Source organism: Mycobacterium sp., assembly GCF_049647605.1.
In the GTDB taxonomy this organism is placed as follows: domain Bacteria; phylum Actinomycetota; class Actinomycetes; order Mycobacteriales; family Mycobacteriaceae; genus Mycobacterium.
In genome coordinates, this window is record NZ_JBARXZ010000060.1 from 1 (window position 1) to 13,227 (window position 13,227).

Annotated in this window: 17 protein-coding genes and 1 pseudogene; 9 read left to right on the forward strand and 9 right to left on the reverse strand. The window is 67.9% G+C overall.

Annotated features, from left to right (window positions below; all coding sequences use genetic code 11):
- A pseudogene (locus tag WBB07_RS08015) lies at positions 1–398 on the reverse strand (MmpS family transport accessory protein); the annotation flags it as partial.
- A gap of 191 nt (positions 399–589) precedes the next feature.
- Between WBB07_RS08015 and fadD8 the strand changes: the two are divergent.
- Positions 590–2,200, forward strand: coding sequence for a fatty-acid--CoA ligase FadD8 (gene fadD8, locus WBB07_RS08020; protein WP_526306451.1), 1,611 nt, complete (start codon positions 590–592; stop codon positions 2,198–2,200).
- Between the two features lie 74 nt (positions 2,201–2,274).
- Here fadD8 and WBB07_RS08025 read toward each other — a convergent pair whose 3' ends face one another.
- The 4 genes from WBB07_RS08025 to WBB07_RS08040 are packed head-to-tail and all read right to left on the reverse strand — an operon-like array spanning position 2,275 to position 5,220.
- Complete coding sequence (locus tag WBB07_RS08025; RefSeq protein ID WP_526306453.1) at positions 2,275–2,880, reverse strand: SAM-dependent methyltransferase; 606 nt, start codon at positions 2,878–2,880, stop codon at positions 2,275–2,277.
- A complete protein-coding gene (locus WBB07_RS08030; protein WP_526306455.1) occupies positions 2,877–3,626 on the reverse strand; it encodes a PIG-L deacetylase family protein in 750 nt (249 codons plus the stop codon). Before WBB07_RS08030 ends, WBB07_RS08025 begins: the two co-directional genes overlap by 4 nt.
- Entirely contained in the window at positions 3,623–4,531 is a 909-nt protein-coding gene (locus tag WBB07_RS08035; protein ID WP_526306457.1) for an acyl-CoA dehydrogenase, read from the reverse strand. The genes WBB07_RS08030 and WBB07_RS08035 overlap by 4 nt, the downstream gene beginning before the upstream one ends.
- The gene (locus WBB07_RS08040; RefSeq protein ID WP_526306459.1) at positions 4,528–5,220 is read right to left on the reverse strand and encodes a glycosyltransferase family 2 protein; all 693 of its coding nucleotides are present in this window, start codon (positions 5,218–5,220) and stop codon (positions 4,528–4,530) included. Before WBB07_RS08040 ends, WBB07_RS08035 begins: the two co-directional genes overlap by 4 nt.
- A gap of 58 nt (positions 5,221–5,278) precedes the next feature.
- Between WBB07_RS08040 and WBB07_RS08045 the strand changes: the two genes are divergently transcribed.
- From WBB07_RS08045 to WBB07_RS08060, 4 genes are all read left to right on the forward strand, one after another.
- Positions 5,279–5,962 carry an HAD family hydrolase gene (locus tag WBB07_RS08045; RefSeq protein ID WP_526306461.1) on the forward strand — a complete coding sequence of 228 codons (684 nt, stop codon included), beginning with the start codon at positions 5,279–5,281 and terminating at the stop codon, positions 5,960–5,962.
- 9 nt (positions 5,963–5,971) lie between these two features.
- Positions 5,972–6,427, forward strand: coding sequence for a nitroreductase/quinone reductase family protein (locus WBB07_RS08050; protein ID WP_526306463.1), 456 nt, complete (start codon positions 5,972–5,974; stop codon positions 6,425–6,427).
- Positions 6,428–6,431: 4 nt separating this feature from the next.
- A complete protein-coding gene (locus WBB07_RS08055; protein WP_526306465.1) occupies positions 6,432–7,331 on the forward strand; it encodes a 1,4-dihydroxy-2-naphthoyl-CoA synthase in 900 nt (299 codons plus the stop codon).
- Between the two features lie 71 nt (positions 7,332–7,402).
- Positions 7,403–7,981, forward strand: coding sequence for a hypothetical protein (locus WBB07_RS08060; protein WP_526306467.1), 579 nt, complete (start codon positions 7,403–7,405; stop codon positions 7,979–7,981).
- Here the strand turns inward: WBB07_RS08060 and WBB07_RS08065 are convergent.
- A complete protein-coding gene (locus WBB07_RS08065; RefSeq protein ID WP_526306469.1) occupies positions 7,960–8,454 on the reverse strand; it encodes a pyridoxamine 5'-phosphate oxidase family protein in 495 nt (164 codons plus the stop codon). The genes WBB07_RS08060 and WBB07_RS08065 overlap by 22 nt on opposite strands.
- 85 nt (positions 8,455–8,539) lie before the next feature.
- On the opposite strand from WBB07_RS08065, the gene WBB07_RS08070 reads away from it, so the two are divergent.
- Both WBB07_RS08070 and WBB07_RS08075 read left to right on the forward strand, forming a co-directional pair.
- Positions 8,540–9,391: an SDR family oxidoreductase gene (locus tag WBB07_RS08070; protein ID WP_526306471.1), complete on the forward strand. Its 852-nt coding sequence runs from the start codon at positions 8,540–8,542 to the stop codon at positions 9,389–9,391.
- Positions 9,392–9,473: 82 nt separating this feature from the next.
- The gene (locus tag WBB07_RS08075; protein ID WP_526306473.1) at positions 9,474–9,848 is read left to right on the forward strand and encodes a VOC family protein; all 375 of its coding nucleotides are present in this window, start codon (positions 9,474–9,476) and stop codon (positions 9,846–9,848) included.
- A 13-nt stretch (positions 9,849–9,861) separates the two neighbouring features.
- On the opposite strand, the gene WBB07_RS08080 is transcribed toward WBB07_RS08075, so the two are convergent.
- The 3 genes from WBB07_RS08080 to WBB07_RS08090 are packed head-to-tail and all read right to left on the reverse strand — an operon-like array spanning position 9,862 to position 11,716.
- Positions 9,862–10,161, reverse strand: a complete 300-nt coding sequence (locus WBB07_RS08080; RefSeq protein WP_526306475.1) for a DUF3349 domain-containing protein — start codon at positions 10,159–10,161, stop codon at positions 9,862–9,864.
- A gap of 11 nt (positions 10,162–10,172) precedes the next feature.
- Positions 10,173–10,451: a hypothetical protein gene (locus tag WBB07_RS08085; RefSeq protein WP_526306477.1), complete on the reverse strand. Its 279-nt coding sequence runs from the start codon at positions 10,449–10,451 to the stop codon at positions 10,173–10,175.
- A 29-nt stretch (positions 10,452–10,480) separates the two neighbouring features.
- Entirely contained in the window at positions 10,481–11,716 is a 1,236-nt protein-coding gene (locus WBB07_RS08090; RefSeq protein ID WP_526306479.1) for an inorganic phosphate transporter, read from the reverse strand.
- 199 nt (positions 11,717–11,915) lie between these two features.
- Between WBB07_RS08090 and WBB07_RS08095 the strand changes: the two genes are divergently transcribed.
- Both WBB07_RS08095 and menE read left to right on the forward strand, forming a co-directional pair.
- Positions 11,916–12,218 carry a DUF3349 domain-containing protein gene (locus WBB07_RS08095; protein ID WP_526306481.1) on the forward strand — a complete coding sequence of 101 codons (303 nt, stop codon included), beginning with the start codon at positions 11,916–11,918 and terminating at the stop codon, positions 12,216–12,218.
- A 62-nt stretch (positions 12,219–12,280) separates the two neighbouring features.
- On the forward strand, positions 12,281–13,227 hold a 947-nt coding region (menE, locus tag WBB07_RS08100; RefSeq protein ID WP_526306483.1), incomplete at its 3' end, for an o-succinylbenzoate--CoA ligase.

Sequence of the window (13,227 nt, forward strand, 5' to 3'; positions counted from 1 at the left end):
GCCGGGGCCACCGGCGCGTTGGCCTGCTTACGGGACGCGGCGGCCGCATTGTCGGTGGCGGCCTGGGCGCGGATATCCGGTTTGACACACACGTGGTCACCGGCGAAGGCATCCCGCCACACGAACCCCTGCAGGCAGGTATCAGGTCCGGATGCCCCACCGCCGGGTTGCCGGTTGGCCAACGGCGCCGCGTTCTCCTGCGCGGTCCTCGCCCGCACATCGGGGGTCACACACACCGTGTCCCCGGTGCGGGCCTCCCGCCACACGAACCCCTGGATGCAGGTGTCCGGGCCGAACGGCAACGGCGGGGCGGCGAAGGCGGCCGGCGCCCCGATCCCGCCGAGAGCAGTAACCGCCGCCAGGACGGCGGCGGACAATCCGATCGTTGATCTCAACATGTGAACTCCTTTGATCCGGGCGCTGCCAAACCAGCTCTGTGCTGATCGACCCACGGCCGCGAACCGGCTCCACGGCGCATCTCTGACGCTAGGAAGCCCCGATCGTCGGGGCGCGCGTAGCGCACTACTCGTCGTGGTCACCGGAAGTAGATGGTTGGGAAAAACTGCAACACGTTCTAATGTTGGGTTCCATGAGCGACGAACTGCTGCGCCATCCCGTCCACTCCGGCCACCTGCTCGCGGGAGCGCTCAAGCGGCACCGAAACAAGCCACTGCTACATCTGGGCGACACCACACTGACCGGCGGTCAGCTCGCCGAGCGCATCAGCCAGTACGTTCAGGCATTCGAAGCCGTGGGTGCCGGCACCGGAACCGCCGTGGGCCTGCTGTCCCTGAACCGTCCCGAGGTGCTGATGATCGTCGGCGCCGGCCAGACCCAAGGCTACCGGCGCACCGCACTACACCCTCTCGGTTCGCTCGACGATCACGCCTACGTGCTCAGCGACGCCGGGGTGACGTCGTTGATCATCGATCCGCAGCCGATGTTCGTCGAGCGGGCGCTGGCCCTGTTGGGCAAGGTGGACTCCCTCAAGCAGATCCTCACCATCGGTCCGGCACCTGCGGAGCTCACCGGATCGGGCGCGACCGTGATCGACCTGAACGCCGAAGCCGCCAAGTACCAGCCCCGCCCGCTGGTGGCTGCCGACCTGCCGCCCGACCACATCGGCGGGTTGACCTACACCGGTGGCACCACCGGCAAACCCAAGGGCGTCATCATGACGGTGCAGGCCACCACGACGATGACCACGATCCAGCTCGCCGAGTGGGAGTGGCCGGAAAGCCCCCGGTTCTTGATGATCACCCCGCTGTCGCATGCCGGCGCGGCCTACTTCCTGCCGACCGCGGTCAAGGGCGGCGAGATGTTTGTGCTCCCCAAATTCGATCCGGCCGAGGTGCTTCGGGTGATCGAGGAGCAGAAGATCACCGCGACGTTCCTGGTGCCGTCCATGCTGTACGCGCTGATGGACCACCCGGATTCGCGCACCCGGGATCTCTCGTCGCTGGAGACGGTGTACTACGGCGCGTCGGCGATCAACCCGGTGCGACTGGCCGAGGCGATCGAGCGGTTCGGCAAGATCTTCGCCCAGAACTACGGACAGTCCGAGGCGCCGATGGCCATCTCGTACCTGGCCAAGGGTGACCACGACGAGAAGCGGCTGTCCTCGTGTGGGCGCCCGACGCTGTTCGCGCGTTGTGCGCTGCTGGACGCCGAGGGCAACCCGGTGCCGCAGGGCGAGCCCGGCGAAATCTGTGTCAGTGGACCACTTTTGGCGGGAGGTTACTGGCAGCTGCCCGAGCAGACCGCCGAGACTTTCAAAGACGGCTGGTTGCGCACCGGCGATATGGCCCGTGAGGACTCCGACGGTTTCTGGTTCATCGTGGACCGGGTCAAGGACATGATCGTCACCGGCGGATTCAATGTGTTTCCCCGCGAAGTCGAGGACGTCATCGCCGAGCACCCCCACGTGGCACAGGTGTGTGTGGTCGGCACCCCGGACGACAAGTGGGGTGAGGCCGTCACCGCGGTGGTGGTGCTGCGCCCGGACGCGCCGTCCGACGAGGACGCCGTCGCGACCATGACGGCCGAGATCCAGGCGGCGGTCAAGGATCGCAAGGGTTCGGTGCAGTCCCCCAAGCAGGTGGTGCTCGCCGACTCGCTGCCGTTGACCGGGCTGGGCAAGCCGGACAAGAAGGCGGTCCGGGCCCGGTTCTGGGAGGGGTCAGCGCGCTCGATCGGCTGACAATTGCCCCGCGAGCAGACGCAAACTCGCGTGTTTTGGGCTCAAAACACGCGAGTTTGCGTCTGCTCGGCGTATCAGAGTGAGCCAGGCACCTTCTCGCGCGCCGCCACCGACTGCCCGTCGCCGACGTCGAGCACGTCGATCACCACATCCCGGTCCCGGTAACGACCCAGCGGCGTCAGCCCGGGCGTCGCCGCCACCACTTCGTGCACCTGGTCGCCGGTCAGCGGATAGTCGGCCACCGGATGCCGCCAGTGGGCAGCCACCACCGTCGCCCCCGGGGCCAGCCGGGGAACCTCGCGGTGCAGCACCTCGGCCAGCAGGGCCGCGTCCAGGTAGTAGCCCACTTCGCTGAGGACCACCAGATCAAACGGCCCGGCCGGCCACGGCGCGTCGAGACCGCGCTGGGCAAAGGTGACACCCGAGCTCACCCGGGCGGTTGCGGTGGCCAAGGCGGCAGCGGCGACATCGACGGCGGTGACGTGATCACATCGCTGTGTCAGCAGTTCGGTGAGCACACCGACAGAGCAGCCCGGCTCGAACGCATGCCGGTAGCGCAGTCGCGGCAGCATCGACAGGGTGATCGCGTACTTGCGCTGCTCATACCAGCGGCTGTCCAGCTTCCACGGATCCTCGGAGTCGGCGTACATGCGCTCGAAGTACGCTGCCGGCAATTTCATCCGAAAAGCACCTCTCCCACCGCCAGTATCCGACGCATCACGAACGGCGGCAGCACCGGCTCGACATCCGGCGCCGGGGCTTCGAACTGACTCCGAAAGCATTTGGCCGCATTGTGTTTACGGATCGATGCCCGACGATCCAGCGGCACCGACAGTGCCCGCCGCCACGGCACCGCCGGATCCCCAGGTGTCGACCAGTGCCACATCCACACCGGATACTCGACCAGGGGAACCCCGCTGATCGCGCTGGCCACCGCGGCGGCACGGCCCACCGCCTCATGGTCGGGATGCCCGTCCCCGCGCCAGGTCGCCGCACACCACACCCCCAACGGCGCGGCGGCCAGCACCTCGGCCAGCCGTTGCGCCAGCAGCTCCTCGTGCTCGGCGAGCTGCCCGTCCGGCATCTCCAGTCGGATCACCTGCCGCACTCCGAGAACAGCTGCTGCACAATCCAATTCCGCTCTGCGGGTACTCTCCAGCCTCATCCGGTCGAGTTCCGGGATGTCCGGGTAGGCGGCGCCCCCGTCACTGACCGACACCACCGTGACGTCGACACCACGGTCCGCCAGCGATGCGATCAACCCGCCGACCCCCAGGGTCTCGTCGTCGGGATGCGGTGCCACCACCACCAGCGCGGGACAGGCGGCAAGGCTGAGCTCAGGCCGGCGCTCACCGGCAAGCCACTGGCCGATCGAGGTACCGCCGCCGGACAGCGGGCACTCGGCGAATCTGGCCGTGTTGCTCATCGCCTCGCCACCCGCCCCAGTGCCGCCAGGTCTCGTTCGGCGTGGCTCTGTCGCACGTAAACCGTCAGGTCGGCGACCCGCTGAGCGTGCTCGGCGTCCAGGCACAACGGCCCGGGTCCGAGCGCCCGGCCGGTGCGCGTGATCACCTCGTCGACGGCGTGTTCGACAACAGCACGGGCCCGGCGGGCCACCAGCTCCGCGTCGGCCGGGTCCGCGGCACCGTCCACCTGCGTGGCCGCGGCTGCCAGCACCGCCTCCGCGGCGGTCAGTGCGGCGTCGACGGCACCCAGGTGGGCCAGCGCATGATCGTCGGCGGCCTTCCGATATAGCGGGGCGGCGACGGCCCGAGCACCGCCGAGCCAGCAGGCCGCCACCCCGATGGCGCCGTACCAGAATCCGGGCCGGCTCAGATACTCGCCGGGTTCCCCGACCGCAACGGCCGGAGCTTGGGTGAATTGCACTGAACGCGTGTCACTTCCAGCCATACCGGGATTGGACCAGGTGGCCGGCAGCGGACGCACTGCCGGATCGGTGACCGCCACCGCGTACAGCGCCCGGTTCCCGTCGGGGCGCCGGGCGGTGACAAGGGCGTGAGTGCACAACCCCGCCCCCGAACACCACGGTTTCACGCCGTCCAGCACCATGTCGGCGGCGTCGACGGTCAGCGCCGAGTCCGGCGATTCGGCAGCCCACACTCCCCACAGCTGGCCGGGTTGTGCTGCGGCGCCCCCGAGTTCGGCCAGAATCGCCACCGCATCGGCATGCGCTTCGGCAAGCCGGCCCGCCACCAGATCAGCCTCCGCCAACGCCGCCAACCCGCGCCAGCGTGCCGCGGTGGCCCCGCAGCCAGGCAGCGGCAGATTCAGCGCACCGTCGGCCAACCACCGCAGTACCCGCTCTGTCACGCGGAATCCTTTGTCAGCGAACGCAGATGGGCGGCAAACCCACCCGGGGCCCGGCCCTGCCGTCGCGCCGAAGTCGCCACCGACAGCCCGCCGTCACGGCGGATCGTCAGACCGGCGTCGGTGAACCGCGCCACCAACTCCACGTCCTCGTCGGTGGGTAGCCCACGGAACCCGCCGACCCGCCAATAGGCGTCGGCCCGGAATCCCATGTTGGCGCCGTGCACGTGCGGGTGCTCGCCGGTCCCCTGGTGATAACCACGCAGGTAGCGGCGCAGCACCCGGGTCGGCAGCGCCCGCCAGTCGGCGATGCGCACCACCCCCAACACCATGTCGGCGGACTCGTCCTCGGCGGCCGAGACCTGCTTGATCAACCAGTCGGGGTCGACGCGAGTGTCCGCATCGGTGGTGGCGTACCAGGCATTCTCGCCGCACAGCGAGGCCGCATAGCTGAAGCCGGCCGCACGGGCGACACCCACATTGCCGGCGTCGACCTCCACGAAGTGCACGTCGGGCCCGTAGTCACCGGCCAGTGTCACGCTGGCGTCGTCGCAGTTGTCCAACACCACCACGACGTGCACCGGCACCGGGAGGCACGCCGCGCTGGTGAGCACCGCCCGCAGACACCGCGGCAAACTGGCTTCCTCGTTGTGCGCCGGGATCACTACCGCAACGCCTGCTATTGCTGTCACGGCAGGTGGATGCCCATTTTTGCGGGATCCACACGCCCCTGGTGGCAGGATGGACCCAATGCAACCCGCCGCCGCCCTGTTCGACTTCTCCGGCACCCTGTTCCGACTCGAAGAGGATGCCAGCTGGTTCGACGGCATGTCGGTGGACGACAAAGCGGTCGACGGGCACGTTCAGGCCGAGCTGATGCGCCGACTCACCGCCCCCACCGGCCGTTCGGTGGAGATGGGCCCCGAGGAATACCACGCCTGGGTCAACCGAGACCTGGCACCGCATCTGCACCGCGAGGCTTACCTGCATGTGCTGCGCGAATCCGGAATCGCCGACCACCACGCCGAATCCCTGTACCAACGGGTGATCGATCCGGCGTGCTGGACGCCCTATCCCGATACCGCCGAAGTGCTCGCCGCGCTCAAGGCGCTGGGGGTCAAGACGGCGGTGGTGTCCAACATCGCCTTCGACCTCCGGCCCGCGTTCGCCGCAATCGGCGCCGAACAGCACATCGACGAGTTCGTGCTGTCCTTCGAAGTGGGTGCGGTGAAACCGGATCCGCGAATTTTCACCACCGCGCTGGAGCGGCTCGGAGTCGACGCCGCCGACGCCCTCATGGTCGGTGACAGCGACGAGGCCGATGGCGGCGCCCGCGCGCTGGGCTGCGGGTTCATCCTGGTCGATCCACTGCCGACGGCACAGCGAAGCGACGGCCTGTTCCGCGGCCTCCGCGAGTACGGAATTTCGGTCTAGCCTCGGAACATGGCGCAAGAACGGATCCGACCGCCCTTCTGGCTCAAGCCGATGAACAAGGTCTTCATGGCCGCGCAGCGGCTCGGCATCCCGCTGTTCGGCAAAGAGGGACCGGTGGTGCTGACCGTCATCGGCCGCAACTCGGGCAAGCCGCGGTCAACTCCCGTCACCCCCATGACCGTCGACGGCAGCCGGTACGTGGTGGCCGGCTTCCCCGGCGCGGACTGGGTGCAAAACGCCCAAGCCAACCCGAATGCGGTGCTCACCCAGAACCGCCGCAGCCAGCAGGTGCGGATGGTGGAGATGTCGGTCGAGCAGGCCAAGCCGCTGCTGCGGGTGTTCCCGGTGGAGGTGCCCACCGGCGTGAGTTTCATGAAGAACGCCGGCCTGGTCACCGAAGGCACCCCGGAAGAGTTCGAAGCCCTGGCCGGGCGCTGCGCGGTGTTCCGGTTCGATACCGTGTGACCTCGTGAGCGAGAACCCCTTCGACCCGTCCCTGTGGCAGCAGGTGGACGGCTTCGATTTCACGGACATCACCTACCACCGCGCAGTGAACGACGCGACAGTGCGGGTGGCGTTCAACCGGCCCGAGGTGCGCAACGCGTTCCGGCCGCACACCGTCGACGAGCTGTACCGGGCACTCGATCACGCCCGGATGGACCCGTCGGTCGGCGTGGTGCTGCTCACGGGCAACGGGCCGTCCCCGAAAGACGGCGGCTGGGCGTTCTGTTCCGGTGGCGATCAGCGCATCCGCGGCCGCAGCGGCTACCAGTACGCCTCCGGCGAAGTGGCCGAGACCGTCGATCCGGCCCGCGCCGGCCGGCTGCACATCCTCGAAGTGCAGCGGCTCATCAGGTTCATGCCGAAACCGGTGATCTGTCTGGTCAACGGGTGGGCCGCCGGCGGTGGGCATTCGCTGCACGTGGTGTGCGACCTGACGCTGGCCAGCCGCGAGCACGCCCGTTTCAAACAAACCGACGCCGACGTCGGCAGCTTCGACGGCGGCTACGGCAGTGCGTACCTGGCACGGCAGGTCGGGCAGAAGTTTGCCCGCGAGATCTTCTTCCTCGGTGAGGACTACACCGCCGAGCAGATGTACCAGATGGGTGCGGTGAACCGCGTCGTCGACCACGCCGACCTCGAGACCGTCGCCCTCGAATGGGCCGCCAAGATCAACGGCAAGTCCCCGCAGGCGCAGCGGATGCTCAAATACGCGTTCAACCTGCTCGACGACGGGCTGGTGGGGCAGCAGCTGTTCGCCGGAGAGGCGACCCGGCTGGCGTACATGACCGACGAAGCCGTCGAAGGCCGCGACGCGTTCCTGGAGAAGCGCGACCCCGATTGGACCCCGTACCCCCGCTACTTCTGACGGTGTCGCGTGCCGGTGGTCGGTTTGTGGTGATTGGGAGCACACCAGCACCGCGGGGATAATGCTGCATCATGCGTGTTTTGCTGGCTCCGCTGTGGGCGCGGGCGCTCTACTGGACCGTGCTCGGTGCGGTGATCGTCGCCCTGCTGGCGGGCGTCTTCACGGCGTCGAGTCGACCTCTGGTCCTCGACTGGCCGGTGGGCACGGCGAGCTACATCGCGGTAACCGCGGTTTTCGGCGCCGCCCTGACCTGGCGGAGCCAGACCAGCAGGTTGCCGTACACCGCTCAGGTGGCGGGCCTGACATCCGAACAGCGGTCGGCGGCGATCCGGGCGACCACCGGCGGTCCACTTCCCGCGGACGCCGAGGTCGTCAAGGCCGCGCTGCGGTTGGGCACGGTCTACCTCGACCAGCACAAGGCCAACCGGCGGCGCAATCAGGTGATGACCGGCGTGCTGGTGACCATCGCGATCTTCCTGCTGATCGTCGCCGCCTATGACGGTGACGTGTGGGGCCTGGTCTATCCGCTGGTGGTGCTGATCGTGCTGCCGCTGACGCTGTGGTGGACCGAATCCAAGGTGAGCCGCACCAAACGCCAGAACCGGGAACTGACCCAGGCCCGCCGCACTCAGCGCAAGAAACGCGTCTGAGAATGCGGCGATTTGGTGAATGCCAGCACCTTCACAGGGGTGACCCGGAAGACGTGGGCGGTCACACCAGCCGGATCGAACACCGTATCGTCGCAATCGAAGTCCCACGCGCAGCCGTATTTGGTGCGGTAGGCGTCGGCCAGTTCGGTGAGCACCGCTTTGCCGGTGACGCTCTCGGTGGTGCCTTCGACCACGATGTCCAATCCCTGATTCCAGGTGTTGGATCCGGTGGTGACGGCAACCTGTGCGGCATGGGCGAGGTTGCGGGCCTTCTGCTCGCCCGCCCCGGTGCAGAACACAAACGATTCGTCGGCCCACAGCCCGACCAGGGGTGTGACGTGCGGGCGGCCGTCGGCGCGGACCGTGGTCAACCAGTACAGCTCGGCGGTCTGCAGTGCCTGCCGCACGGTCGGCCAGGAAGCAGGTTCGGTGGTCTCACTGAACCGGGTGTCCAGAGATGCGGTGAAGGTCATGACGGTTCTGACCGGCCGCGCCCACAGAACTCATCGTGGCGTCGGCCGTAGCGGCTGCGCGGACTGCTCCATACACTGACAGGCCGTGAGCCGAAACCCGCTGCGCCGCCTGTCCCATGCCGTCGCGATGGCCGGCATGCGGCCCCCGCTGAGCCTGCCCACCGGCACTTCGATCGATCTGCGCGGTAAGCGGGTGCTGTTGACCGGGGCCTCATCGGGCATCGGAGCGGCGGCCGCGGGCCAGTTCGCGGCCGCGGGAGCGACGGTGATCGCGGTGGCGCGCCGCGCCGAACTGCTCGACGAGGTGGTGGGCGCCATCGCCGCCGCCGGCGGCAACGCCCGCGCGATGCCGTGCGACCTGGCCGATCTGGATGCCATCGACGGGTTGATCGACGAAGTTGGGCCCGTGGACATCCTGATCAACAATGCGGGACGCTCGATCCGCCGTCCGCTCGAGGAGTCCCTGGACCGCTGGCATGACGTGGAACGGACGATGACCCTGAACTACTACTCCCCGCTGCGGCTGATCCGTGGCGTGGCACCGGGCATGTTCGAGCGCGGCGACGGGCACATCATCAACGTGGCCACCTGGGGTGTGATGAACGAGTCGACGCCGTTGTTCGCCGTCTACAACGCCTCGAAAGCCGCGCTGAGCGCGGTGAGCCGGGTCATCGAATCCGAGTGGGCGGCCAAGGGCATCAAATCGACCACCCTGTACTACCCGCTGGTGGCCACCCCGATGATCACCCCGACGCGCGCCTACGACGGGCTGCCGGCGCTCAGTGCCGACGAGGCCGCCGGCTGGATGCTGGACGCGGCCCGCACCCGGCCGGTGCGGATCGCCCCGCGGATCGCGATGACCGCGCGCGCCCTCGATGTGGTGGCTCCCGGAGTGATGACCGCCATCATGAAGCGGCAGAACTTCCAGCCGGGCTGAAAGCGGGTGGCTCCCAACCATCCTGGGGCAGAGGCGGGTGTCGGCCGTCACGCGGGGATGGTGGGGGTGATAGACAGGGGCCATGGAAATCCTGGCCAGCCGTGTGCTGTTCCGGCCGGCGGACTACCAGCGTGCCGTCGAGTTCTACCGCGACAGCATCGGACTGGCGATCGCCCGCGAGTACACCGGCGGCACTGTCTTCTACGCAGGGCAGTCACTGATCGAGCTTTCCGGCCACGGCGGGGCCGGCTCCGGGGCCGCCACGCTCTGGCTGCAGGTCCGCGACGTGTACGCCACCCAGGACGAGCTCCGCAGCCGCGGCGTGACCGTCACCCGCGAAGCCACCCGGGAACACTGGGGGCTGCACGAGATGCATGTCGAGGACCCCGACGGTGTCACGTTGATCTTCGTGCAGATCCCCGAGGACCATCCGCTGCGCCGCGACAGCCGGGGCTGACGCGGCCGCGACACTACTGGGCCAGCGGCCAGCCCACCGAAGCAAGCCGTGCCGAAACCTGATGCATTTCTTCGGGATTGGGCTCTTTGTCGATCAGCGAGTGAATGGCGTCACGGATCTGCTCATCGGTGACGGGCGTGTCGGCGTCGTTACTGCGCAGGATCGAACGCGTCGCGGTCACCACTTCGTCCTCACTCAGTGACCGCTTCAGCAGCGCCAGCAGCGCAAAGTGGTCCTTGGGCGGCACCCCTTCCGGGAAGCCCGCGTTCAGCCAAGCGATGACATCGGCAAAAACACTGTGATCGTTGGTCATCGCAGCCTCTCTCACTTCGCGAACGGGAAGAGGTTGACACCAAAATGGTGTTCGATGGTGGTGCGGGTGATCCACAGCAGCGCCACCAAGATGACGGCGCCGACCACGGTGAACAGCGCCAGCCCGAGGAACTTCAACGCCGGGTTGGTGGTGTGCACAGTGCCGTCGGCCTCGGTGACGCCGGCCCCGTCGGAGTAGGCGACCAGGCCCAAGGCGAAGAGCGCAGGCAGACCGGCGCCGAGCAGCAGGCCCACCACCAGCACCCGGAAGATGCTTTCCAGATAGATCATGAGGAGTCCTTAGTTAGTGGTCGGCCGGATCAGACGGTCGCGGGCTTGGAAGTGTCGGTGCCGTCACCGGCCGGGACCACGGAGTTGGTCGACTCGTCCCAATCGGCGTTGACGTTGCTGCTGTCGACCTTCTGTTGCTGGGCGCGCCGCCACATGTAGAAGGACAACCCGACCAGGATCAGGAAGATCAGGCCGTCACCCACCAGCTGTGTTGTCATACCGGCGACCAGATGGGACACCCAGAAGGACAGGGCGCCGACAATGCCGGCGGCCGGCAGGGTGATCAGCCAAGCCAGCACCATGCGACCCGCAACTGCCCAACGAACCTGTGCGCCAGGCTTTCCGACACCGCTGCCCAGGATGGAGCCGGTGGCGACGTGGGTGGTCGACAGCGCCATACCGGCGGCCGACGAGCTCAGGATTATCGCGGCCGACGAGGCCTCCGCGGCCAGACCCTGCGGCGATTCGATCTCCACCAGGCCCTTGCCGAGTGTGCGGATCACCCGCCAGCCGCCGAGGTAGGTGCCCAGGCCGATCGCGATCGCACAGCTGGCGATGACCCAGAACGGCAGACCGTCCTCGGCGACATTGCCGGTGAGGTGGCCGGTGGTGATGAGTGCCAGCGCAATGACACCCATCGTCTTCTGCGCGTCATTGGTGCCGTGCGACAACGCAACCAGCGAGGCCGTGGCGATCTGGCCCCAGCGGAAGCCCTCCTCGCGGCGCTTCTTGGCCACGTTGCGGGTGATCCGGTAGACCAGCCAGGTGCCGGCGGCGGCCACGACGCCCGCGATCAGCGGTGCGGCGAGCGCGGGGATCAACACTTTCTGGGTGACGCCCTGCCAGTTCACCCCGGCCAGCCCGATAGCGGCCAGACCGGCGCCGATGAGACCACCAAAAAGTGCGTGCGACGAGCTGGACGGAATGCCGAACAGCCAGGTCAGCAGGTTCCACAGGATCCCGCCGATCAGGCCCGCGAAGATGATCGTCAACCCGGTGGACGCGTCGATGTTGGGCAGCAGCGAACCGGTCTTACCGTCCTGGATCTTCAGCACCGACGTGGTGACCGTGACGGCCACCTCGACGGACAGGAAGGCACCGACGAGGTTCAGTACACCGGCCAGCAACACTGCGGTCTTGGGCTTCAGCGCTCGGGTCGCGATCGACGTCGCCATGGCGTTTCCGGTGTCATGGAAGCCGTTGGTGAAGTCGAACGCGAGAGCCGTTGCTATCAGCAGGATCAAAATGATCATCTCTGCGCTCATACCGATGATTCTGAGACCAAGGTGCGGTTTTCCACTAACCGAGCGGGACCGAAAACCACTGCGCGAGCTGGCTTTATACATACTCCCAGCGGACGTTCATCTCCTGTTAACCTTGACCATGCCACGCGTTGGTACACCTCTTCCGTAGTGGACACAGCACGTGCCCGAGAACCACGGTCCCCGAATCGAAAGCTGCCTCGTGAATCGCTTCCTGAACACCATCGTGTCGTGGCTGCGCGCGGGCTATCCCGACGGTGTCCCGCGCACCGACTATCTGCCGCTGTTCGCATTACTCTCCAGCGAGCTCAGCACCGACGAGGTCAAGCTCATCGCCCGGGAACTGCTGAACCGCAGCGAACTCGACGACGCCGACATCGGCGCCGAGATCGTCCGGCTCACCGACGAACTGCCCTCCCCCGGAGACATCGAACGGGTGCGAGAGCGACTGGCCGCCAAGGGATGGCCGCTGGATGATCCGCGCGAAGCCGAGGATCGGTCATAACAACGCTGCGCGCCCTTGTCGTTCCGCCGACAGGAGCGTCCCTGACCGCCGCCCTGGAGGGAGTGCTCACCGGCCGCGACAGCGCCCTGCTTCCGGTACCTGGGTCAGACCCCCGGCAATCCGACCTGTTGTGCACGTCACTGCGGGCCGGCGAACCGATCGACGACGACATCGCGTTGGTGGTCGCCACCTCGGGAACCACCGGCACGCCCAAAGGGGCGATGCTGACCGCGGCGGCGTTGACCGCCAGCGCGTCGGCTACCCACAGCTGGTTGGGCGGCCCCGGCACCTGGCTGTTGGCACTGCCCGCCTACCACATCGCCGGTCTCCAGGTGATGATCCGCAGTGTGCTCGCCGGCACCACCGCCGTGGAACTGGATGTGTCCGCCGGTTTTGATGTGGGTTTGCTGCCCGCCGCGGTGGCGGCCATGGGATCGGGACGCCGCTACACCTCACTGGTGGCCGCACAACTGGCCAAGGCCCTCACCGATCCGGCGGCAGCCGAAGCGCTGGCCTCGCTGGACGCTGTGCTGCTGGGCGGCGGGCCCGCGCCCGCCGCGGTGTTGGAAGGTGCCGCTGCCGCGGGGATCTCAGTGGTGCGGACCTACGGCTCCAGTGAGACCGCGGGTGGCTGTGTATACGACGGCCACGCTCTCGACGGAGTACGGGTCCGCATCGACGACGGCCGGGTGGTGCTCGGCGGGCCGACGTTGGCCAAGGGCTATCGCAACCCGGTGGCGATCGACCCGTTCGCCGAACCCGGCTGGTTCCGCACCGATGACGCCGGGGCGCTCGACGACGGCGTGCTGCAGGTGCTGGGCCGGATCGACGAGGCGATCTCCACCGGCGGGCTGACGGTCCTGCCGCAGCCGGTGGAGGCTGCGCTGGCCACCTACCCGGGCGTCGCCGAATGTGCGGTGTTCGGACTCCCCGACGACCGGCTGGGCCAGCGGGTGGTCGCAGCCCTGGTACTGGATCCGGCCGCACCGCCCGGGTCCGGCGCCCCGAC

Bases quoted from the DNA above. Each gene is read 5' to 3' on its own strand.
- fadD8 (WP_526306451.1), top strand. From the start codon at position 590: ATGAGCGACGAACTGCTGCGCCATCCCGTCCACTCCGGCCACCTGCTC.
- WBB07_RS08025 (WP_526306453.1), bottom strand. From the start codon at position 2,880: ATGAAATTGCCGGCAGCGTACTTCGAGCGCATGTACGCCGACTCCGAG.
- WBB07_RS08030 (WP_526306455.1), bottom strand. From the start codon at position 3,626: ATGAGCAACACGGCCAGATTCGCCGAGTGCCCGCTGTCCGGCGGCGGT.
- WBB07_RS08045 (WP_526306461.1), top strand. From the start codon at position 5,279: ATGCAACCCGCCGCCGCCCTGTTCGACTTCTCCGGCACCCTGTTCCGA.
- WBB07_RS08050 (WP_526306463.1), top strand. From the start codon at position 5,972: ATGGCGCAAGAACGGATCCGACCGCCCTTCTGGCTCAAGCCGATGAAC.
- WBB07_RS08060 (WP_526306467.1), top strand. From the start codon at position 7,403: ATGCGTGTTTTGCTGGCTCCGCTGTGGGCGCGGGCGCTCTACTGGACC.
- WBB07_RS08065 (WP_526306469.1), bottom strand. From the start codon at position 8,454: ATGACCTTCACCGCATCTCTGGACACCCGGTTCAGTGAGACCACCGAA.
- WBB07_RS08075 (WP_526306473.1), top strand. From the start codon at position 9,474: ATGGAAATCCTGGCCAGCCGTGTGCTGTTCCGGCCGGCGGACTACCAG.
- WBB07_RS08080 (WP_526306475.1), bottom strand. From the start codon at position 10,161: ATGACCAACGATCACAGTGTTTTTGCCGATGTCATCGCTTGGCTGAAC.
- WBB07_RS08085 (WP_526306477.1), bottom strand. From the start codon at position 10,451: ATGATCTATCTGGAAAGCATCTTCCGGGTGCTGGTGGTGGGCCTGCTG.
- WBB07_RS08090 (WP_526306479.1), bottom strand. From the start codon at position 11,716: ATGAGCGCAGAGATGATCATTTTGATCCTGCTGATAGCAACGGCTCTC.